Here is a 20770-nt window from a genome sequence, read left to right on the forward strand (position 1 = left end):
TTTCAAGGAAAAATCCCATGCAAGGCAATCCCAAAGTCATCGACACCTTGGTGCAACTGCTGCGCGGCGAACTCGCCGCTCGCGATCAATACTTCTACCACTCGCGCCGCTACGAGGATCTGGGGCTGAAAAAGCTCTATGAGCGCCTGAATCACGAAATGGAAGAGGAAACCCAGCACGCCGACGACATCATGCGCCGCATCTTCATGTTGGAGGGCAAGCCCGACATGCGCCCGCTGGAGTTCACCCCTGGCGACACAGTGCCTGAAATGCTGCAAAAAGACCTGGACACGGAGCTGGAAGTGCGTGACCGCCTGCGCGCGGCCATGCAGCTGTGCGAAGCGCAAGGCGATTACGTCTCCCGCGACATGTTGCTCAGGCAGCTGCGCGATACCGAAGAGGATCACGCCTACTGGCTGGAGCAACAGCTGGCGCTGATCGAGAAAATCGGCTTGCCCAACTATCTGCAAACGCAAATGGGCTGAGCACAGGCCCAAAGAGAGGGCCTCTGCACACATGGCCTGGTGGGGGCCAGCTTTTTAGAGCGTGTTATGCACTTTTCGCCCCCCGCGCTGGCCCCAAAACCGTGTAATCGCAAGGCGGCGCGCGCCGCCAAGGCTGGCTGCCTTGGCAAACGGGCCAACGCGGCGAGTACATGGTTTTGGGGTCAGCCCGAAGGGAGAGCGCCCCGGCGTGCGCATTGCGGCGTTGCCATCGCCTTGCACTGCACACGCCGGGGCGCTCTCGCGGGGGGTGAAAAGTGCATAACACGCTCTAATTAAAGCACCCTCTTCGCTTCAGCCCTACTCCAGCGCATATTCCACCGCCGCCTGGGCCAGCAAGGCAGTGGAATCCAGTAGTGGCACACCAGCCTCTGCATCGAGCACCAACGGCAATTCAGTACAGCCCAGCACCACTGCCTGCGCGCCCTGCTCGCGGTGGTACTTGTCGGCCAGCGCACGAAAGTAGCTGCGCGCCGCCTGTGTGACCACGCCTGCCACCAGCTCCTCCATGATGAAGCGGTGCACCTGGTCGATTTCCTGCGCATCGGGTTTGAGCAGCTCAATACCGCTGCCTGCCAATCGCGGCTCGTACACCCTCCCCTGCATGGTCGCCTGCGTGCCCAGCAACAGCAGGCGCTGCAGCCCCTGCCGCTGTGCCGCACGCTTCACAGGCTCGGCAATGTGCAGCCAGGGGATGGGCAGCTGCGGCGCCACCTCAGCATAGACTTCGTGGGTCGTGTTCGCAGGGCAGATGAGGAAATCCGCGCCGCAGCCCTGGAGCTTGGCGGCCGAGCGCAATACCAGCTGCGGCCAACGCTGCTTGCGCTGCTCCCAGCTGCCCGCATACTCCGAAAACGAAAACGCATGCAGGGAGACTTCAGGATGGCGATGCCCGCCCAGGCGCGCCATGCTCAGTGCGCAAATCTGCCGGTAGGTCAGCGCCGCGCCTTCTGCCGTCGTAGCCAGGATGCCGATGTGTTTCATGCAACTGCTTCCCATGGCCTCAGTCCGGCATGGTCAACAAGGGGATGTCGTGCGCCTGGGCCATTGCATCGAGTTCGGCACAGCGGCGCGCGGCGCAGAATGCGGCCACCGCCTCGTGCGTGCCAGCGGCCAGCATGTCGCCCTCAGCCCCCGGCGCGCTGGGCATTTGCGCGTCCCCGGCCGCAGAGCACACCTGCTGCCACAGGCGCTGGGCGAAATGCGGCTCCAGCGCTGCCATGGCCACACGTCCATCGGCACAAGGGTAGAGGCGGTAGCCCGCATGCGCGCCGCCTGTCATGCCCTGCGGGGCGCAAATCCCCCAAACCCTCGGCAGCGCCAGCCAATGGGCCGCAGCAAGCAAGGACACTTCGATGCAGCGCCCCCGGCCATCGGCCTGGCGCGCCAGCAATGCCTGAAGCACCGCCTCGGAAGCCATCAGCGCACCGGCCATGTCGGCCAGCAGCGATGGCGGCATGTGCAAGCCGGGCACCAGCCCGGCCTCGGCCTGGTAGCTCAGGTCGTGGCCGGCCTCATTGGCGCGTTCTCCTGCCGCGCCGAAGATTTGCACCAGCGACAGCCCAGGGTAGCGCGCCTGCAGACTGGCCCAATCCACGCCCAGCTTTTTCATTGCCGCAGGCCGAAAAGAAGTCAGCAGCACATCGCTGCGTTCCAGCAAGGCCTGCAGCTGCGCCTGGCCAGCGGGCGTCTTCAGATCGGCTTGAACGCGCTGCACACCGGTGTGCATCTGTGCGTAGGCTGCAGGATCGTATTGCCCCATGGGGTCGCTGGTGCTGGCCCCGGCTGGAGCTGGGGCTTCCAGCTTGGTGCAATGCGCCCCCATGCCAGCCAAGCGCATCAATGCCGCCGGGCCAGGCAGGTTCAGCGCCAGGCTGAGGATGCGTACGCTTGCCAGTGGCCCTGCTGCCGCTGGCTGCTCAGTCGAGGTATGGGGATGGGAAGAAGCTACAGACATGGTGCAATGCAAAAAAGTCGTGTATGTATGCCTGCGCTACCCAATGATGGGACAACGCCGCGCCACTGAAGTGTGCACGATGCCGCGCGCCCTGGCTGTGCTGCGCCGGACATGGGGTTGCTGGAGATTGGGCTTGCGCAGCGGTTTTCGAGGCAAAAGCCGTAGATGCAAAGGCGAAAGTGCTTGCAAGGTGTACAGCCTTGCGCGCATTTTCAACGCAGCAGCTGCGCAGTCTTGGCCAGAAAACGCCGCCGCAATGTTCAATCTCAACACCTCCATGAGCAGCCTTCAATCCAAACGACGCGCAAAGCGCAAGCAAATCGTGCGCATCCGCTGACCAGCTCCGGTCCTGTACATGATGGGGCTGTACCACAGTCGCACAGACCCTCCTCCCAGAGGAGGCCCAGACGCCCACAGCAAAAAGCCTGCAAACCTTGGTTTGCAGGCTTTGGGAGGCAAGACCCTCGTGCCTTGGCGAAGGTCTGTTCAAAGTCTCTGATGACGCCGATTCAAAGTATGCCTTGCCCCTTGGCACGGGCAGCGCCCAATACTACGGCATCCAGGCCATTCACACTGACTTCAAAGCCGCTGCCACGCGCCAAGATCGTATAGAAAATGTCGGCTTCATAGGCCTTTTGCGACTCTTTCCCACGCATGGTCACCATCGCCTGGCAGGTATAGCGTCCGCTGGAGTGGTGTTCTATTTGTCGGACTTGGCGCAGCTCATAGCGAACGCCAGCTTGCAACTCTTTGCCAAAAGCATTCTGTGCAAAGGTCTCATTGAGCATCCCTTCTACCCGTTGCAGCGCCGAGGGCGCATCGCACTTTGGAATCTCCTCCCCCAAACAGCCCGCCAGTGCGGCTGCCGCAGCCAACATAGGCACCATCCGCTTCAGCCCCATCAGACGCACAGCATCCCCGTCATGCCTTGCTTCGTTTGTCATGAACAAGTCCTCCTCAGCCGATTGGACGGCCAGTGCAGCGTTGGCGCGTCCTTTTATTTGATGACCTGATTCGGATTTTAGTGCGACCAATTGTAATGGACGATGCAAAATACAATAATTAATGTCAATTAATAGTTAAAAATTTGAATGAAACAAATTTTTGAAAATCCCCTCGCATTAAAAATTCAAAAGAATCAAAAAATCAACAAAACATATTCAGATCAACTCATTCGAAATGTCAATATTTAGTACTTATTGCGGCCAAGCTCTCGATAACAAGCCCGATACTCATGCCTTTGTCACGATTGAGGTGCAAACCAAGGCTTTCCATCCCCATCAGGATTGCCCGCGCAAGCGTGTCTGCAAACGCTCCTGAGTCGTCTGTGCCACCTTGTCTCGGATGTATAGCGGCGCAACATCCATGGCCGTTTGCAGGCCATTGCGGGCTATCAGCATAGGGGCCAAGCGCAGCATGGCCTGTGCTGTGGGACGGGCGTGGTAATGCGGCGCCGTATGGTGCGCAAATGCTTCGGGGTATGCTGTCAAGGCATTGCCTGCCAGCACATAGCCTGGCGGCAGTTGCAGCGCGTGTGGCGGCAAAGCCAGGATCTCAGCCTCACGCTGCCAATGACCAGTGCCGGCCTCCTGGCCTGGCTGCCCAGTCCAATGCCAGCGGTAGGGGGCGACATAGACTTCCTGCATGCGCGCGTCAAGCACAGCCATGACACGCTCGGCGCCATGCTCAGCCCGGGCCAGTTCGGCAATCGCCTGCAGAGAGTCCACCGGCAAGGTCGGCACGCCACTGCCCCAGGCCAAACCCTGTGCAGCGGCACAGCTGGTGCGCAAGCCAGTGAAGGCGCCTGGCCCGCAGCCATACACAATGGCATTGAGATGCGCCAATTCCAGCCCTGCCTGTTGCAACAGCTCCAGCACTTGGGGCAGCAGCGTTTTGGACGACTGTGCACCTCCTGCCTGCTGCACTTGCCAGATTTGATCGCCTGCCTGCACGGCGATGGACAGCATGTCGGTACTGGTGTCGAAAGCAAGCAGGTTCATGCAAATTCAAGATTGGAATGGGCGCGGCAGTATATCGGCAGCCTCTGCTGCTTTGCACCGAATGCGCCGCGTGGGCACTCAGAGCCTGTTCAAAATCTCGGCGCGAGTGGGCAAGAAGCGGTTTGGGGTGGGCTACAAGGCGCAAAACGCAGCCATAGCTGGGGCTATGGCGAGGCTTTGCAACGCAGCAGAGCGCCCAAATCCGCTCTCTTGACCGCCGTGCAAAGATTTTGAACAGGCTCTCAGTGCCAGGGCGCTTGCATGAAGCGGTAAAAGTTGCGCAAGATGCTGGCCGTCACGCCCCAGATGAAATACTCGCGCCCCTGCGCCATATACGGCATGGACAGCCATTTGCGCTGCACTTGGCCCAGCGTGTAGGCATGGTGGCGATGGTTGGCCGGGTCGAGCACGAAGCGCAAAGGCACTTCAAAAATCTCATCGACTTCATGGGGATTGGCCCGCAGCGGCAAATCGGGCGCAATGACGCCAACGACCGGCACCACATGAAATCCCGTGCCTGTAACGTAAGCGGGCAGTTGACCGATCACCTCGACCCACTGCGCTGACAAGGCCACTTCCTCCTGGGCCTCGCGCAGGGCTGCAGCCACGGCGTCCGCATCCTGGGGGTCTATGCGCCCGCCCGGAAATGCGATTTGCCCTGAATGGGTCTTGAGCTGTGCCGAGCGCCGCGTCAACAACACTGTGGGCTCGGATCGCGCCACGATGGGGATCAGCACCGCAGCTTGAATCGGTGCGCGTTCAAGTGCGCCCAGCAGCGGCGACTCCCGAACCCACTCGGGCACCCAAACTGGCTGCCGTTCGAAACGCTCGCGCATGGCGGCGATCGTCTGCGCGGCATCGGGCACCTTGGGCAGTGCGTGATCCACGGCCAGAACTGGCACGTCCTGCGGTCTGAAACCCTTGGGCAACTGAATGCGCTCAGAAGCGGCTGAAGCGGTCTGCGATGCTGTATGAGCCGCAGCGGCAGGCGCGGGAGTCTTCTTAGTGCTCATGCGTGCGTTGCCCTTGGCATGGCCCCATGCAAACACAGCGTACGAGCATGCCCCTTGGATAGGCCATCATGTAGAACTGCCGCCAGCCCCTCGCGACAGGGGCTGGCGGCAATTCGCTTCGAAAATGTGTGCACAGGCATGCAGCAAATGGGGTGCCTCACAGGCCCATCACAACGAGGAGCCTACAAGTGAAAACAGCAGCTAAAAAGCTGCTGTTTCACAACACACCCGAGGCAGTTATGCCGCTTCGTTGGCCTTGACGCGCGAAGGCAGCTTTTCCTTGATGCGTGCAGACTTACCGCTACGCTCGCGCAGATAGTACAGCTTGGCGCGGCGCACATCGCCGCGACGCTTAACCTGGATGCTGGCGATCAATGGGCTGTACGTTTGGAAAGTACGCTCAACGCCCTCGCCACTGGAGATTTTGCGCACAGTGAAGCTGCTGTTCAGGCCGCGATTGCGCTTGGCAATGACGACCCCTTCGTAAGCCTGGACGCGCTTGCGGTTGCCTTCCACCACATTGACGCTGACAACCACGGTGTCACCAGGGGAAAAATCAGGGATTTGCTTGTTCAGCCGCGCAATTTCTTCGGCTTCCAGCGTTTGGATCAGGTTCATGTCAGTCCTACTCGATCGTGCCTGGCTTGAGGTTGATTGATTGGGCCGCTGGGCACCGTTGCGCTTACCGCAAACGAACCCAACTGGCAGTGTGAATGAGCCAAGTAGAGGATCAAAAGCGGGCGATTATAGCATCTGGAATTCAGGCCGCTCTTGCACGCGCAGCCCCTCACTCATCGCCAGCCTGCAAGCACTGCTCGTCGCCTTGGCTCAACCGGCCTTCAAGGCGGGCCTTGGCCAACAGATCCGGGCGCAAGCGGGCGCTGAGCAGCAGGCTTTGCTGGCGCCGCCAGCGGGCGATGCGCGCGTGATCGCCACTGAGCAGCACCTCCGGCACGGTCTGGTCGCGCCAAGTTACTGGCCGCGTGTAGTGTGGGCAGTCCAGCAGGCCATCGAGCTCAGGGTGGAAGCTGTCCTGCACATGGCTTTGGGCATCATTGAGCACATCTGGCTGCAAGCGCAGCACAGCGTCCAGAAATGCCGCTGCGGCCACTTCTCCGCCAGAGAGCACAAAGTCTCCCAGACTGAGCTGGGCATCGACATAGGCATCGACAAAACGCTGATCAACCCCTTCATAACGCCCGCACAACAGCACCGCACCATGGACACTGGCGGCAAACTCGGCCACCACAGCATGGCGCAATGGCCGCCCTGCGGGGGTGAAGAAAACCAATGGCGCGCGCTGGGCCAATGCGACCGAATCCACAGCCCCCAGCCCCTGTGACGGCCCCTGCGGCTCGCCGCGCGCCTGGCGGATGGCATCCATACAGCGCGCCAGCGGCTCGGCCAGCATGACCATGCCAGGCCCGCCCCCAAAGGGCCGATCGTCGATGCGCCGATAGCCGCCGTCGGAAAAGTCACGCGGATTCCAAAACTGCACCTGCACCCCCGCTTGCTGCGTGGCGCGCCGGTTCACGCCATGCTCAAGATAAGGGGCTATCAGCTCCGGAAATAAAGTGATCAGGTCAAAGCGCACGGCAGCTTGGCAGGTTCGAGTGGGCAACGCGCCATTCTGCATCAGGAGAGCAGGCCTCTGCGCTTGGGCAAGAACGCCGGCAGTGCAAGCGATCGGCCCCTATTGCCTGCGGCTTATGGTTTCTTGCAGGTTGTTCTTCAGCAAGTGTTGCCCTGGACGGTTCTGATGCGCCCACCGGCGCTGACACAAATACGGCGAGTCGCCGCCGAGCTGGCTGTGGCCGAGCCAGGAAACACTGAAACCCCCAAGGCCCCCAGCCCACCCACTTGCCCCCAGCGATCGAAGCTCAAAGCGCCGTTGACACTGCCTGAAACCAGCACCTGGGTTGCGCCTGGCGTGGTGACCGTGCGCAGGATTTGCTCACCATCGTCCCTGACTCTGTTTTCATTGCCATCAAGAAACATCTGCCAGCCACACCCCCACTGCGCATTGCCTGAGGCCAGATTGCAGCCATCCCGATTGGGCAACTTCTGCACAACGATCCGACCACCATGCTTGTACGCTTCAGATCGCGCCAGATAAATGGTGGACAGCATGCTGTCCACCACCTGTCTGACGCGCCAGTTCTCAATGAGAGGCTTGAAACTGGGCACGGCCAGCGCTGCCAAAATGGCCAACAGCAGCATCACGACCATCAGCTCCACCATGGTGAAGCCGGGCTGCCCCAACCGGCGGCGGGCATTCGCCCAACGGGCCGAATGGGCTGCAGGAGGGAAAAGTGCAGCATGTGTCATGGTGCCGAACATGCTAGGCATCCCCTGCGCCCAAGCCCCCTCACCCCGGACCAGCGGCGGGCGCATGCGGACAAGCGGCCGCTGCTGCGCCACGCGCAGGCGCTTCACGCCGCTGCCCTGGCGCGGTTTCAGCCTGCAAGCTGACCTGCCAGACGCACTGAGGCTGGCTGTGTCTTGCTCCTATAGAATGCGCGGTTTACCTTGCCAGCCCTTGGCCCGCAGGGGCTGCCTATATTCTTTCGCGCAGCCTTGCAACTCTTGGTACCTCTCAGCCAAGTCTATTTAGACAGACACCTCATTGGACAAGCATGTTTGAATTCATTCGCAAGCACCTCAAAGTGGTCATGATCGTGTTTTTCCCACTGGTGTTTTTCGCATTCGTTCTGGTGGGCATCGATGCCTCCATGCTGGGTAACAGAAGCCCCGTTGTAGCGCGCGTTGCTGGCAAGGACATCACCCAAAGCGATTGGGACTTCGCCCACCGGCAATACGCCGATCGGATGCGCGTCGAGAACCCTGGTCTGCCTGCCGAGATGCTCGACTCCCCCATGCAGCGCTACCTGGTGCTGGAAAACCTGGTGCGCGATGAAGTCTTCGCCACCGCCGCCGCCGACCGCCACTACACGATCAGCGATGCGCAACTGGCGCGCGAGCTGCAAAACCAGCCCGAAATCATGCAGCTGCGCGGCAGCGACGGCCGCCTGGACACCAACGCCTACCGCGACCTGCTGCGCCGCCACGGCATGACGCCGGAAATGTACGAGGCCAGCGTGCGCCAGCAATTGGCCCTGCAGCAGGTGCTGGGCGTGGTGCAAAACTCCGCCACCCTGACCCCGCGCCAGGCCCAGCCCGCCGTTGACGCCGTGTTCCAGCGCCGCGTGGTCGGCATCAAGCGCTTCAGCCCTGGCGACTTCAGCGCCCAGGTGCCCGTCGATGATGCGGCCCTGAAGGCTTACTACGACAGCCATTCGGCGCAATTCCAGCGCCCGGAGCTGCTGGACGTGGAGTACGTCGTGCTGGATTTGGAGAGCCTCATGGCAGGCATCGACGTGGCCGAGGAAGAACTGCGCAGCTATTACGAAAACAACAAGCCTGCCTACGCCCAGTCGCAAGAGCAGCGCCGCGCCCGCCACATTCTCTTTGCCACCGACAGCAGCATGTCCAGCGAGCAGCGCGAACAGGCGCGCGCCAAGGCCGATGCGGCCCTGGCGCAGCTGCGCCAGGATCCCAGCCGCTTCGAGGCCATCGCCAAGGAGCAGTCCGACGACCCTGGCTCCAAGGACAAGGGCGGTGACCTGGGCTTTTTTGCGCGCGGCGCCATGGTGGCCGATTTCGATGCCGCAGTCTTCGGCCTGGACAAGGACGCCATCAGCGACGTGATCGCCACGGAATATGGCTTTCACATCATTCAACTCACTGATGTCAAGCCCGCCATCATCCCCAGCTTCGAAGAAGTGCGCGAGCGCCTGGAAAAGGACGTGAAGAACAATCTGGCGCGCAATCGCTACATTGAGCGCACCGATCAGCTGCGCAATCTGGCCCACGAGCAGCCCGACAGCCTGCAGCCCATCGTCGATGAGCTGGGCCTGCGCATCGAAACCGCACAGAACATCGCTCAGAGCCCGGATGAGAAAAACCCTGCCGCCCTGCAGGCGCCCACTGTGCTCAATGCCCTGTTTGCCCAGCAGGCCAAGCAAGCGCGCGAGAACATCGAAGTCATCGACATCGGCAACAACAAGATGGTCACGGCCCGCGTGACCAAAGTGCATGAGGCGCAAGTCCAGCCCTTCGAGCAGGTGCGCGATCAGGTACAACGCTTGTATGTCGAGCGCGAGTCGGCCAAGCTCGCACGCCAGGCCGGCGAGGCCGCGCTGGCGCGCTGGCAAGCCGATGCCAACAGTATCGACACTGCACAAGACGTGACCGTCTCGCGCCAGCACCTGCAAGGCTTGAGCCCGGCCGATGTCGAACAAATCCTGGCCGTGCCCCAGGCTGAACTGCCCAGCCTGAAAGGCTTTGAGCAGGCAGACGGCGGCTACCTGCTGGCCCGCATCAAGGAAATCGCCCCCCTGCTCGACGAAAGCCAACCTGCCGACGCACGCGACACCATGCTCGAAGGCATGCGCCTGCAAGTGGCCCAAAGCCTGAGCAACGCCGAGGTCGAGGCCTACTACGAAGTGCTCAAACAAGCCTACGACGTGCAAATTCGCGTGCCAAGGCCAAACTGAGAAAAAATTCCCCTATAATCTCGTCTTTCATTTGGTGGCTGTAGCTCAGTTGGTAGAGTCCCAGGTTGTGATCCTGGTTGTCGTGGGTTCGAGTCCCATCAGCCACCCCAAACAGCAAACCCCTGTTGCCTTGGCAACAGGGGTTTTTTGTTTGGCCATGAATTGCACTCGTGAGCCATTCATTTCGCAGGCTGAGCGCCACAAGCCCATGCAGCAGAGTTGTCAATCGCCGATGCGAGCCCATCGCAGGCCCAGCGCTTTATGTCCTTTGACCAATGCCTTGATGGGTATACCCGTTTTGGGTATATTTTCGAACTTGCCCACACGAATCCAACGCACCCAGCGCGCGCCGCAGGCCGTCGGCACGGGATCGCAAGATGCAAACCGCCCGGATTCGCAGATGCACACGGCGCAGCGATTCATGCAGACCTTTCTTCGGGTTCTATCGCCCAAATCACGGCCAATAGCGCTCGTCTCAGGCAGGATGAGCGCTGCGCGAGAATTTTGATGACAGGCCCTCATCACCATGGACATCCTCAAGCGAAAAGACTTTGCGCGATGGCAGGCAGGGGAAAAATTGTCCGACGCTGCCCTGTGCAAGGCAGTCAAGGAAATGGAGGACGGCCTGATCGACGCAGACTTGGGCGGCTTGCTCTACAAAAAACGGCTGGCCCGCCCTGGTAGTGGCAAGAGCGGCGGCTACCGCACGCTGTTGTCGGCCAAGCTGGGGCAGCGCTATGTGTTCCTGCTGGGGTTTTCCAAGAGCGACAAAACAAACATCACGCACGATGAGAAGAAGGCGCTGCAATTTGCTGGCAAGGTGTTTCTGGAGCTGTCCGGCCAGGGCCTGTCCAAGGCGTTGAAGTCCGGTGTTTTATTGGAGGTGCACTGTGAGCAAGATCATTGAATCCCTGCGCGCCGATCTGGCGGCACTTGTCGAGGCCGGTTCGATCAGCAAGGTGACGATGCGCGAGTTCGACGCCATCTGCCCGCCGCCCGTGCGAGAGTTCAGCGCGGCTGACATCAAGCGCCTGCGCGAAGACCTGAAGTTCAGCCAGCCGGTCTTTGCGCTTCACCTGCACACCTCCGCATCCACCGTGCGCAAGTGGGAGCAAGGCCAAACTCAGCCCAGCGGCCCGGCACTCAAGTTGCTGAACATCATTGCGGACAAGGGCTTGCAAGCCCTTGTCTGATGGCTGCTGCAAGCCTTTGCTCAAATGCACGGCAGGCAATCACGGATTTGAGCGATCTGCGGCATTGCAAGCCCCCACCGTGCCGCCCGGCCCGCCAGCGTTTCGCGCCTTGCAGCCCATCCCCAAGCAATTCTTTGTTGCACCCATATCGTGCTGTCGAGCGGTACACGCACACCCTGCAACCCTGATCGACAACGCGCCGGCCAGTGCCCAGCCGCCGGCGATCGTCGGCCATCGCCACTGGCGGCCGGCAGACGCATGGGGCCCACTGCGCTCTCTATAATCGACGCCGCCCAGGCCCACCCCAAGCAGTGCAGTGGGCCGTGCGGCGCAGCTTCCCAAGCCCCTTTTCATCGTCCTGGCCAGCATGCGCCAGTGCCATGCCCCTGCCCAGGCAGGCGCGCAGCCAATGTCCGGGCCTGTTGCCTTTTGGGCCCGCATAGGGTCCGCACGCCACCACTGCTCTTGAACATTGAAGTCTTTCACACGCATGCACACCGCCAAAATTCCCGCCACCATCGTCACTGGCTTTCTCGGCAGCGGCAAGACCACGCTGCTGCGCCACATTCTGGACAACGCCAACGGCCAGCGCATTGCCGTGATCGTCAACGAGTTTGGCGAGCTGGGCATCGATGGCGACATCCTCAAGGGCTGCGGCATCGGCTGTGACGAGGCTGGCAACGAGCGCGAAGGCCAGCTCTACGAACTGGCCAATGGCTGCATGTGCTGCACGGTGCAGGAGGAGTTCTTCCCGGTGATGCAGCAGCTGGCCGCGCGCCGTCAGGACATCGACGCCGTGCTGATTGAAACCAGTGGCCTGGCGCTGCCCAAGCCCTTGGTGCAGGCCTTCCAGTGGCCGGAAATCGCCAATGCCTTCACCGTCGATGCCGTGGTCACCGTGGTGGACACCCCGGCTGCAGCGGCCGGTCAGTTCGCCGCCAACCCTGGCGCCGTCGATGCCCAGCGCCAGGCCGATCCGAATCTGGACCACGAATCGCCTCTGCATGAGCTGTTCGAAGACCAGCTCGGCGCGGCCGATCTGGTGGTGCTCAACAAGACCGACCTGAGCGCCGCAGCCGAGGTGGCCGCCGTCGAGGCGCTGGTGCGCGCCGAAGTGCCCGCCGAGGTGAAGATCGTGCACGCCCGCCAAGGCCAGCTGCCGCTGCAGGTGCTGCTGGGCCTGGGCAAGGCCGCCGAGGCGCACATCGACGCGCGCCCCAGCCACCACGACCACGACGAGGACCACGACCACGACGAGTTCGATGCCCTGCAATTGGAGCTGCCCGAGCTGGAGCGCGAGCCCTTGCTGGCCGCGCTGGCCGAGCTGGTGCAGCGCCACGCCATCCTGCGCATCAAGGGCTTCGTGGCCGTGCCCGGCAAGCCCATGCGCCTGCTGGTGCAAGGCGTGGGCAAGCGCTTTGACGCCCACTTCGATCGCCCCTGGCCCGCCGGGCAGGCGCGCAGCACGCGCCTGGTGTTCATTGGCCAGCAGCTCGATGCCGCGCAGCTGCGCGCCGAGCTGCTTGGCCTGCTGGGGCTGTGAGGGCCATGCCCACGCCACATCCGTCCACACCACGCCCGCCTGCCAGCGCCATGCAGGCCGCGCCGCAGCCGCGCAGCGCGCTGGACCAGGCCTTTGCACCGCTGCTGGCCGTGGCGCTGGGCCTGCTGGCCTGCTGGTCGGCCATCGCGCCAGCCTCGCGCGCCGTCTGGTACGCAGAAGCTTTGCCGGTGCTGGCCGTGCTGGCGGCGCTGGTGATCAGCCAGCGCTGGTTTCGCTTCAGCAACCTGGCCTATTTCCTCATGAGCCTGTGGATGGCCATGCACCTGGTGGGCGCGCACTACACCTTTGCCAACGTGCCCTTTGAATGGGGCAACCGCCTGCTGGCGCCGCTGTTGGGCGAGGGGCGCAACCACTTCGACCGCCTGGCGCACTTCATCATCGGCTTCTACAGCTACCCCATGGCCGAATGGCTGCTGCGCCGCCGCCTGTGCGGGCCTGTGCTGGCCTGCTTCTTTGCGCTGTTCTTCATCATGAGCGTGGCCGCCGCCTACGAAATCATCGAATGGCAGTACGCCGTGATCGAAGGCGGCGATGCCGGCATCGAATTCCTCGGCTCGCAAGGCGATGTCTGGGACGCGCAAAAAGACATCCTGGCCGACACCCTGGGCGCGCTCACGGCGCTGGGCCTGTTCCTGCTGGTGCGCCCGGATCGCCGCCTGCCGCCAAGCTGATGCCCTGCCCGGCTGGCAGGCCCGCAGACCCGCCTTTTTGCTCCGCCCCCCCCCTTTTGATTTGCCCGCCCGTGGCACCCACCCCGTCAAGCAAGCCATGTCCACCGCTGCCACCACCCCACCCCTGAACAACCGCCACATCGGCGCGCAAACGCGCCTGCTCAGTCCCAAGGAGCTGCTTGCCGCCCATCCCTTGAACGAGGCCGCGCGCGCCACCGTGACCCAGGGCCGCCACAGCGTCGAGGCCATTCTCGAGCGCCGCGATCCCCGCGTGCTGCTGGTCGTGGGCCCCTGCTCCATCCACGACCCGGCCGCCGCGATGGACTACGCCCGGCGCCTGAAGGCCCTGGCCGATGAGCTGCAGGACGTGTTCTGCATCGTCATGCGCGTGTACTTTGAAAAGCCGCGCACCAGCGTGGGCTGGAAGGGCCTGATCAACGACCCGGACCTCAACGGCTCCTTCGACATCGAAAAAGGCCTGCACATCGCGCGCCAGCTGCTGCTGGACATCAACGCGCTGGGCCTGCCGGTGGGCACCGAGGCGCTGGATCCGATCTCGCCGCAGTACATCGGCGATCTGGTGAGCTGGACGGCCATCGGCGCGCGCACCACCGAGAGCCAGACGCACCGTGAAATGTCCTCGGGCCTGTCCACCGCCGTGGGTTTCAAGAACGGCACCGACGGCTCGCTGGAGGTAGCCATCAACGCCATCGAAAGCGCCTCGCGCCCGCACAGCTTCCTGGGCATCGACGCCAGCGGCATGACGGCCATCACGCGCAGCACCGGCAACCCCTACGGCCATGTGGTGCTGCGCGGCGGCCACCGCGGCCCCAATTACGACAGCGTCAGCATCGCGCTGTGCGAACAGGCGCTGCGCACGCGCGGCCTCACCCCCAGCCTGGTGGTCGATTGCTCACACGCCAACTCCAGCAAAGACCCGCAACGCCAGCCGCTGGTGTTCCAGAACGTCATCGAGCAAATCGCCCACGGCAACCAATCCATCATCGGCCTGATGCTCGAAAGCCACCTGCAAGGCGGCAGCCAGCCGCTGGGCGATGACCCGGCAAAGCTGACCTATGGCCAGTCCATCACCGATGGCTGCATCGACTGGCCCACCACCGAGGCCCTGCTGCGCCAAAGCGCGCACACGCTGCGCCAGGCGCGCGCAGCGCAGCACAGCGCCAGCGCCAACGCCGCCCCAGCCGGCAGCGCGGCCTGAGAGGCACGGCGCGCCCATGCACCTGCTCAGCGCCCGCCCCGGCGGCTTCGTCGAAGACGAGGGCATCGTCACCCGCCTGGAACAAAGCCCGGCGGACATGGTCGTGCTCAGCAGCGCCGACACCACGCTGGCGCTGCTGGCCGATGCCTACGCCCAGCTGGCCGCGCAGGAAGCCCAATTTCCCTCATTGCGCCTGGCCAACCTGCTGCACCTGCGCCAGAACGCCTCGCTGGATCTGTACCTGGATGAAGTGCTGCAGCATGCGCGCCTGATCGTCGTCGATCACCTCGGCTCCGAATCCACCTGGCCCTACGGCATTGGGCAAATCAGCGCGCTGGCGCGCCAGCGCGGCCTGGCGCTGGCCATGTTCTCCGGCGATCTGCAGCAAGACCCGGCCCTGCTGGCGCGCAGCACCCTGCCGGCGGCCACCTGCCAGCAACTGTGGCAATACCTGCGCTTTGGCGGCGCGGCCAATGCCGCAGGCTTTCTGCGCGCCGCTGCGCACGCTGGCCTGGGCCACGGCCAGGCCGCGCCGCCCCCACGGCCGCTGCCGCAGCTGGCCATCCACCTGCCCGCCGAGCTGGGCCCGGCCCACGCCGTAGCCGGCATCGACGACTGGCAGCGCCACTGGCGGAGCGGCGCGCCCGTGGTGGCGCTGCTGTTCTACCGCGCCCACCTGCTGGCGGGCAACACCCGGCCCTTCGACGCCCTGGCGTTGGCGCTGCTGGAGCAGGGCCTGAACCCGCTGGCGCTGGCGCTGGACTCGCTCAAGGATCCGCTGTGCCTGCAGGCCCTGCGCAGCCTGTGCCAGCAGCACCAGGTGCAGCTGGTGCTCAACACCACCGCCTTTGCCGCGCTCAACCCCGGCCAGGCCGGCGCAGCCCAGCCCGCCGGCGAGGCAGACGCCTTTACCCCGCTGGCTGGCGACGCGCCTGTGCTGCAGGTGCTCATCAGCGGCAGCAACCGCGAGGACTGGCAAGGCGACGGCCAGGGCCTGCGCCCGCGCGACATCGCCATGCAAATCGTGCTGCCCGAGCTGGACGGGCGCATCATCGGCCGGCCCATCAGCTTCAAGGGCCTGCTGCGCCGCTGCGCGCTGACGCAGACCGACGTGGTCGGCTACCAGCCCGAGCCCGAGCGCATCGCCTTCACCGCCGAGCTGGCCGCGCGCTGGTGCCGCCTGCGCCAGCTGCCTGCGGCCGAGAAAAACATCGCCCTGGTGCTGGCCAACTACCCCGGCAGCGAAGGCCGCATCGGCAGCGGCATCGGGCTGGACACATCCGCCTCCGTGCTGGCCATCCTCGACGCGCTGCGCGCCCAGGGCCATGCGCTGGGCGCGAGCGAGCAATTGCCGCGCGACGGCGCGCAGCTCATGCAGCTGCTGCTGCAAGGCATTGCCAACGACCCGGCGCAATGGCCGCAGCGCCCGGCGCTGCAAAGCTACGCCCTGGCCGATTACCGCCAGCGCCTGGCGCGCCTGCCAGCGGGCATGGCCGCCGCCATCGACGCGCGCTGGGGCCCACCCGAGGCCGACCCCATGCTGCGCCAGGGCCGCTTCATGATCGCCGGGCTGCGCCTGGGCCGCGTCTTCATCGGCATCCAGCCCGCGCGCGCGCACCTTCCGGCGCAGCCCGGCGCGGCCACGCAGGACTGGGCCGGCTACCACGACGCCGAGCTCGTGCCGCCGCACCACTACCTGGCGTTCTACTTCTGGCTGCGCGACGTATTCGCCATCGACGCCGTGGTGCACGTGGGCACGCACGGCAACCTCGAATGGCTGCCCGGCAAAAGCCTGGCGCTGGGCGCGCACTGTTGGCCCGACGCCATCCTCGGGCCGCTGCCGCACCTGTACCCCTTCATCGTCAACAACCCCGGCGAAGGCGCGCAGGCCAAGCGTCGCAGCCAGGCCGTGCTCATCGGCCACCTCACGCCGCCGCTGACGCAGGCCGGCAGCCACGGCCCAATGCAGGCGCTGGAGCAACTCATCGACGAGTACTACGACGCCCTGCTGGTCGATGCGCGCCGCGCCAAGGCGCTGCGCCAACAGATCCTGCAGGCCGTGCGCCAGCAGCAACTGGCCGAGGAGCTGGACCTGGGCCAGGCCCTGGCCGCTGGCCAGGACGATGCCGTGCTCGAACGCATCGACGCCTACCTGTGCGAGCTCAAGGAAACCCAAATCCGCGACGGCCTGCACACCTTCGGCCACAGCCCGCAAGGCGCGCAGCGCAGCGAGCTGCTGCTGGCCCTGCTGCGCCAAGGCACACCCGAGCAGCCCAGCCTGCCCCAGGCCCTGGCCGCCGACCTGCAACTGCAACCGCACGGCGCCAAGGCACCGCCCCTGCCGCCCGAGCCCGCGCATTGGCCCAGCACCGCCGCCTGGCACGGCCCGCGCCCAGCGCTGCTGCAGGCCCAGAGCGCCGCCCCTTGGCGCCACCACGGCGACACGCGCGAGCGCCTGCACCTGCTTGCCCAGCAGGTGCTGCAACTGGCGCTGGGCGATGCGCCCACAGGCTGCGACGCCGCTAGCCATGCCAGTGACGACGCCCGCCACCATGCCAGCCACGACGCCCAGCACTGGCAGGCGCTGCGCCAGGCCCTGCCGCACTGGCCACAGACGCAGGCCGTGCTGGCGCGCCTGCGCACGCAGCTGGCCCCGGCGCTGGACGCCTGCGGCCCGCGCGAACTGCAAAGCCTGTGCGACGGCCTGCAAGGCCGCTTCGTGCCGCCCGGGCCCAGCGGCGCGCCCTCGCGCGGGCGGCCCGACGTGCTGCCCAGCGGGCGCAACTTCTACACCCTGGACACCCGCGCCATCCCCACGCGCACCGCCTGGGCGCTGGGCCAGCAGGCCGCGCAGCGCCTGATCGAGCGCTACCTGCAAGAGCACGGCGACTACCCGCAGGCGCTGGGCCTGTCCGTCTGGGGCACAGCCACCATGCGCAGCGGCGGCGACGACATCGCCCAGGCCTTTGCGCTGATCGGCGTGCGCCCGCGCTGGGCCGAAGGCAGCCAGCGCGTGGTCGATTTCGAGGTCGTGCCGCAAGTCGGCCTGGGCCGCCCGCGCGTGGACGTGACGCTGCGCATCTCCGGCTTCTTCCGCGACGCCTTTGCCAACGTCGTGCAAATGTTCGATGCCGCCGTGCAGGCCGTGGCCGCGCTGGACGGCGAGGACGAGGCGCAAAACCCCATCCGCGCCCGCATCCTGCGCGAAAGCGCCGCGCTGCAGGCCCAGGGCCTGGGCGCGCAGCAGGCCCGCGCCCAGGCCGGCTGGCGCGTCTTCGGCAGCGCCGCCGGGCGCTACGGCAGCGGCCTGGGCGAGCTGCTGCACAGCGGCCAATGGCAGGACCAGGCCCAACTGGCCCAGGCCTATCTGCAGGCCAGCGCCTACGCCTACGGCCAACATGCCGACGGCCTGCCCGCGCACGACGCGCTGCGCCGCCGTCTGGCGCAGCTGAACATCGTGCTGCACAACCAGGACCAGCACGAAAGCGACCTGCTCAGCGCCAGCGACTACGCCGAATTCCAGGGCGGCATGGCCAGCGCCGCGCGCCTGCTCAGCGGCCGCCAGCCAGCGCTCTACCACGGCGACCTGGGCCAGCCGCAGCAGGCGCGCGTGCGCAGCCTCAAAGAAGAAATCGGCCGCGTCGTGCGCGCGCGCGCCACCAACCCCAAGTGGATTGCCGGCGCCATGCGCCACGGCTACAAGGGCGCTTTCGACATCGCCGCCACCGTGGACTATTTGTTCGGCTTTGCCGCCACCACCGATGCCGTCAGCGACCACCACTGGGCGCTGCTGACCGATGCCTACGCCGGCGATGCCGCCGTGCGCCAATTCCTGGCCGAGCACAACAGCGCCGCACTGCGCGACCTGCTCGAGCGCCTGCTCGAAGCCATGCAACGCGGCCTGTGGCGCCAGCCCGGCCCCTACCAGGAGCTGGTGCAGCAGCACCTGCTCGAACTCGAAGACCAGCTGGAGCACTGACATGCCCCACAGCCCCGCCCCGCCACCAGCGGCCAGCGCCGCGCTGCCGCCGCTCTACCCCTTCGCCGCGCTGCAGGGCCAGCCCTTGCTGCAGCAGGCGCTGCTGCTGGCGGCCATCGACCCGGCCATCGGCGGCGTGCTCATCGAAGGCCCCAGCGGCACGGCCAAGAGCACCGCCGCGCGCGGCCTGGCCGAGCTGCTCGAGCCGGGCGCGCCCTTCGTCACCCTGCCGCTGGGCGCCAGCCTGGAGCACCTGGCCGGCTCGCTGGACCTTGGCCGCGCCCTGGCCGGCCACAGCGTTCAATTCGCCCCCGGCCTGCTGGCGCGCGCGCACGGCGGCGTGCTCTACGTGGACGAAATCAACCTGCTGCCCGATGCGCTGGTGGACGTGCTGCTCGACGCCGCCGCCAGCGGCGTGCACCGCGTCGAGCGCGACGGCATCTCCCACAGCCACGCCGCGCGCTTCGTGCTCATCGGCACCATGAACCCCGAAGAAGGCGCGCTGCGCCCGCAGCTGCTCGATCGCCTGGGCCTGTGCGTGCGACTGGGCGGCCTGCACGAGGCCGCGCAGCGCCAGCGCATCGTCAAGGCGCGGCTGGCCTTCGACGCCGACCCCATCGGCTTTCGCGCCCGGCACGCAGCGGCCCAGCAGGCCCTGGCCGCGCAGCTGCAGGCCGCGCGCCAGCGCCTGCACAGCGCCGACGCCCTGCCCTGGAGCGACGCCGTGCACGCCGCCGCCGCCGAGCACTGCCTGGCCGCCCAGGTGCACAGCCTGCGCGCCGACATGGTGCTGCTGCGCGCCGCGCGCGCGCTGGCCGCCTGGGAAGGCGCAGCACACATCGGCACGCAGCACGTCGATCAGGTGGCCGAGCTGGTGCTGGCGCACCGCCGCCGCCCCGCCAGCACCCACCAAGCCGCCCAGGCAGACAGCGCCACGCCCCAGCCAGCCCCCCAGGCCCAAAGCACACCGCAGGCTGCCGCGCCAGAAGGCGCACCCGCACACAGCAGCAACGCACCGCATCGAGGCCCAAACCAGCCGCACAGCGGGCACAGCCATCATGCCGGCAGCCCCAATGCCCATGACAACGAAAGCAGCGACACCGGCAGCGCCCAGCGCCGCGCCAGCGAGGCCGACTGGGGCGCGCTGCCGCCCGAGCCCGTCGGCCTGCAGCCGCTGGGCCCTGGCCAAGCGCTGGACCTGAACGCCCTGCCCCTGCACCAGCGCGCAGGCGCGCCTGGCCAGCCGCTCACTGCGGCAAAAAAAGCCTAGGCCTTGCGCCGCGCCGGCCTGCCGGCGCAAGGCCGCCCACGCCAACGCCCAGCCTGGCCACCCAAACTGCCAGCGGCAACGCCGCAGCCAGCTCCTGGGATTGGGTGCGCACGCTCATCGCGCGCGGCAGTGCCGAGCTGCAGCCCCAGCACCTGCGCCGTCAAAGCACACTGGCCCAGCCGCCTCAGCTGCACTGCATCGTGCTGGACTGCTCGGCCTCCATGCTGCGCAGCGGCGCGCTGGCGCAGGCCAAGGGACTGCTGCTGGCGCTGATGCAACAGGCCTACCAGCAGCGCCAGCACATCGCCCTGCTGTGCTTTGGCGGCCAGGGCGTACAGCTGCGCCTGCCGCCGCAGCGCCCACCCGCCTGGAGCCAGGACTGGATCGCCCCCATCCCCGGCGGAGGCGGCACGCCGCTGGCCCTGGCCGTGGCCCAGGCCGACCAGCTGCTGCACCGCCACGCCGGCCGCAACGGCCCTGCCGGCCACAGCCTCTGGCTGCTCAGCGACGGCCGCAGCCAGAGCCTGCCCCAGCGCCCGGCCCATGCCCAGCAGCTGGTGCTGATCGACTGCGAACGCGCCCGCATCCGCCTGGGCCGCATGCGCACCCTGGCCGAGCAATGGCAGGCGCATTACCAGTTGCTGCCTGGGGCTTGAGGCAGGCCGCCAAGCGCAAGCCGCTCAATGGCTCAATGGCTCAATGGCTCAATGGCTCAATGGCTCAATGGCTCAATGGCTCAATGGCTCAATGGCTCAATGGCTCAATGGCTCAATGGCTCAATGGCTCAATGGCTCAATGGCTCAATGGCTCAATGGCTCAATGGCTCAAGGGCTCAAGGGCTCAAT

19 protein-coding genes and 1 tRNA gene are annotated in these 20770 nt (G+C 65.5%); 12 read left to right on the forward strand and 8 right to left on the reverse strand.

Annotation, left to right across the window (positions count from 1 at the left end; genetic code table 11):
• The first annotated feature begins 17 nt into the window (after positions 1–17).
• Entirely contained in the window at positions 18–485 is a 468-nt protein-coding gene (bfr, locus tag CK620_RS11925) for a bacterioferritin (RefSeq protein ID WP_095543326.1), read from the forward strand.
• Between the two features lie 318 nt (positions 486–803).
• On the opposite strand, the gene CK620_RS11930 is transcribed toward bfr, so the two are convergent.
• Positions 804–1487: an aspartate/glutamate racemase family protein gene (locus tag CK620_RS11930; RefSeq protein WP_095550468.1), complete on the reverse strand. Its 684-nt coding sequence runs from the start codon at positions 1485–1487 to the stop codon at positions 804–806.
• 19 nt (positions 1488–1506) lie between these two features.
• Positions 1507–2460 carry a CoA transferase gene (locus CK620_RS11935; RefSeq protein ID WP_095550469.1) on the reverse strand — a complete coding sequence of 318 codons (954 nt, stop codon included), beginning with the start codon at positions 2458–2460 and terminating at the stop codon, positions 1507–1509.
• Between CK620_RS11935 and CK620_RS13920 the strand changes: the two genes are divergently transcribed.
• Positions 2459–2797: a hypothetical protein gene (locus tag CK620_RS13920; protein ID WP_143326089.1), complete on the forward strand. Its 339-nt coding sequence runs from the start codon at positions 2459–2461 to the stop codon at positions 2795–2797. The genes CK620_RS11935 and CK620_RS13920 overlap by 2 nt on opposite strands.
• Positions 2798–2969: 172 nt before the next feature.
• On the opposite strand, the gene CK620_RS11940 is transcribed toward CK620_RS13920, so the two are convergent.
• From CK620_RS11940 to CK620_RS11965, 6 genes are all read right to left on the reverse strand, one after another.
• On the reverse strand, positions 2970–3404 hold the full coding sequence (locus tag CK620_RS11940; RefSeq protein WP_143326091.1) for a hypothetical protein: 435 nt from the start codon (positions 3402–3404) through the stop codon (positions 2970–2972).
• 336 nt (positions 3405–3740) lie between these two features.
• Entirely contained in the window at positions 3741–4460 is a 720-nt protein-coding gene (gene tsaB, locus CK620_RS11945) for a tRNA (adenosine(37)-N6)-threonylcarbamoyltransferase complex dimerization subunit type 1 TsaB (RefSeq protein ID WP_095550471.1), read from the reverse strand.
• A 242-nt stretch (positions 4461–4702) separates the two neighbouring features.
• Positions 4703–5362, reverse strand: a complete 660-nt coding sequence (locus tag CK620_RS11950) for a CoA pyrophosphatase (protein ID WP_238946121.1) — start codon at positions 5360–5362, stop codon at positions 4703–4705.
• 348 nt (positions 5363–5710) lie between these two features.
• On the reverse strand, positions 5711–6091 hold the full coding sequence (gene rplS, locus CK620_RS11955) for a 50S ribosomal protein L19 (protein WP_095550473.1): 381 nt from the start codon (positions 6089–6091) through the stop codon (positions 5711–5713).
• Between the two features lie 169 nt (positions 6092–6260).
• On the reverse strand, positions 6261–7067 hold the full coding sequence (gene trmD, locus CK620_RS11960; protein WP_095550506.1) for a tRNA (guanosine(37)-N1)-methyltransferase TrmD: 807 nt from the start codon (positions 7065–7067) through the stop codon (positions 6261–6263).
• A gap of 137 nt (positions 7068–7204) precedes the next feature.
• Positions 7205–7813: a GspH/FimT family pseudopilin gene (locus CK620_RS11965; RefSeq protein WP_238946122.1), complete on the reverse strand. Its 609-nt coding sequence runs from the start codon at positions 7811–7813 to the stop codon at positions 7205–7207.
• A gap of 296 nt (positions 7814–8109) precedes the next feature.
• Between CK620_RS11965 and CK620_RS11970 the strand changes: the two genes are divergently transcribed.
• From CK620_RS11970 to CK620_RS12015, 10 genes are all read left to right on the forward strand, one after another.
• A complete protein-coding gene (locus CK620_RS11970) occupies positions 8110–10029 on the forward strand; it encodes a SurA N-terminal domain-containing protein (RefSeq protein WP_095550474.1) in 1920 nt (639 codons plus the stop codon).
• Positions 10030–10063: 34 nt separating this feature from the next.
• Positions 10064–10139: transfer RNA gene (locus CK620_RS11975), tRNA-His, on the forward strand.
• Positions 10140–10555: 416 nt separating this feature from the next.
• The gene (locus tag CK620_RS11980) at positions 10556–10936 is read left to right on the forward strand and encodes a type II toxin-antitoxin system RelE/ParE family toxin (protein WP_095543659.1); all 381 of its coding nucleotides are present in this window, start codon (positions 10556–10558) and stop codon (positions 10934–10936) included.
• Positions 10920–11222: a helix-turn-helix domain-containing protein gene (locus CK620_RS11985; RefSeq protein WP_095543660.1), complete on the forward strand. Its 303-nt coding sequence runs from the start codon at positions 10920–10922 to the stop codon at positions 11220–11222. The genes CK620_RS11980 and CK620_RS11985 overlap by 17 nt, the downstream gene beginning before the upstream one ends.
• Before the next feature lie 490 nt (positions 11223–11712).
• Entirely contained in the window at positions 11713–12765 is a 1053-nt protein-coding gene (cobW, locus tag CK620_RS11990) for a cobalamin biosynthesis protein CobW (RefSeq protein ID WP_095543661.1), read from the forward strand.
• Between the two features lie 5 nt (positions 12766–12770).
• Positions 12771–13457: a DUF2238 domain-containing protein gene (locus CK620_RS11995; RefSeq protein WP_238946123.1), complete on the forward strand. Its 687-nt coding sequence runs from the start codon at positions 12771–12773 to the stop codon at positions 13455–13457.
• 97 nt (positions 13458–13554) lie between these two features.
• Complete coding sequence (locus tag CK620_RS12000; protein WP_095550509.1) at positions 13555–14676, forward strand: 3-deoxy-7-phosphoheptulonate synthase; 1122 nt, start codon at positions 13555–13557, stop codon at positions 14674–14676.
• A gap of 16 nt (positions 14677–14692) precedes the next feature.
• On the forward strand, positions 14693–18655 hold the full coding sequence (gene cobN, locus CK620_RS12005) for a cobaltochelatase subunit CobN (RefSeq protein ID WP_095550475.1): 3963 nt from the start codon (positions 14693–14695) through the stop codon (positions 18653–18655).
• 1 nt (position 18656) lies between these two features.
• On the forward strand, positions 18657–19925 hold the full coding sequence (locus tag CK620_RS12010; RefSeq protein WP_095550476.1) for an ATP-binding protein: 1269 nt from the start codon (positions 18657–18659) through the stop codon (positions 19923–19925).
• 104 nt (positions 19926–20029) lie between these two features.
• The gene (locus CK620_RS12015; protein ID WP_238946124.1) at positions 20030–20581 is read left to right on the forward strand and encodes a vWA domain-containing protein; all 552 of its coding nucleotides are present in this window, start codon (positions 20030–20032) and stop codon (positions 20579–20581) included.
• Positions 20582–20770: the final 189 nt, after the last annotated feature.

This window comes from Vandammella animalimorsus (assembly GCF_002285285.1).
GTDB lineage: Bacteria > Pseudomonadota > Gammaproteobacteria > Burkholderiales > Burkholderiaceae_C > Lampropedia > Lampropedia animalimorsus.

Coding starts and splice junctions, on each gene's coding strand:
- CK620_RS11995 (WP_238946123.1), top strand. CDS start 12,771: ATGCCCACGCCACATCCGTCCACACCACGCCCGCCTGCCAGCGCCATG.
- rplS (WP_095550473.1), bottom strand. CDS start 6,091: ATGAACCTGATCCAAACGCTGGAAGCCGAAGAAATTGCGCGGCTGAAC.
- bfr (WP_095543326.1), top strand. CDS start 18: ATGCAAGGCAATCCCAAAGTCATCGACACCTTGGTGCAACTGCTGCGC.
- CK620_RS11970 (WP_095550474.1), top strand. CDS start 8,110: ATGTTTGAATTCATTCGCAAGCACCTCAAAGTGGTCATGATCGTGTTT.
- CK620_RS11940 (WP_143326091.1), bottom strand. CDS start 3,404: ATGACAAACGAAGCAAGGCATGACGGGGATGCTGTGCGTCTGATGGGG.
- CK620_RS11930 (WP_095550468.1), bottom strand. CDS start 1,487: ATGAAACACATCGGCATCCTGGCTACGACGGCAGAAGGCGCGGCGCTG.
- CK620_RS11965 (WP_238946122.1), bottom strand. CDS start 7,813: ATGTTCGGCACCATGACACATGCTGCACTTTTCCCTCCTGCAGCCCAT.
- tsaB (WP_095550471.1), bottom strand. CDS start 4,460: ATGAACCTGCTTGCTTTCGACACCAGTACCGACATGCTGTCCATCGCC.
- CK620_RS11980 (WP_095543659.1), top strand. CDS start 10,556: ATGGACATCCTCAAGCGAAAAGACTTTGCGCGATGGCAGGCAGGGGAA.
- cobN (WP_095550475.1), top strand. CDS start 14,693: ATGCACCTGCTCAGCGCCCGCCCCGGCGGCTTCGTCGAAGACGAGGGC.
- CK620_RS11935 (WP_095550469.1), bottom strand. CDS start 2,460: ATGTCTGTAGCTTCTTCCCATCCCCATACCTCGACTGAGCAGCCAGCG.
- CK620_RS12010 (WP_095550476.1), top strand. CDS start 18,657: ATGCCCCACAGCCCCGCCCCGCCACCAGCGGCCAGCGCCGCGCTGCCG.
- CK620_RS13920 (WP_143326089.1), top strand. CDS start 2,459: ATGGTGCAATGCAAAAAAGTCGTGTATGTATGCCTGCGCTACCCAATG.
- cobW (WP_095543661.1), top strand. CDS start 11,713: ATGCACACCGCCAAAATTCCCGCCACCATCGTCACTGGCTTTCTCGGC.
- CK620_RS12000 (WP_095550509.1), top strand. CDS start 13,555: ATGTCCACCGCTGCCACCACCCCACCCCTGAACAACCGCCACATCGGC.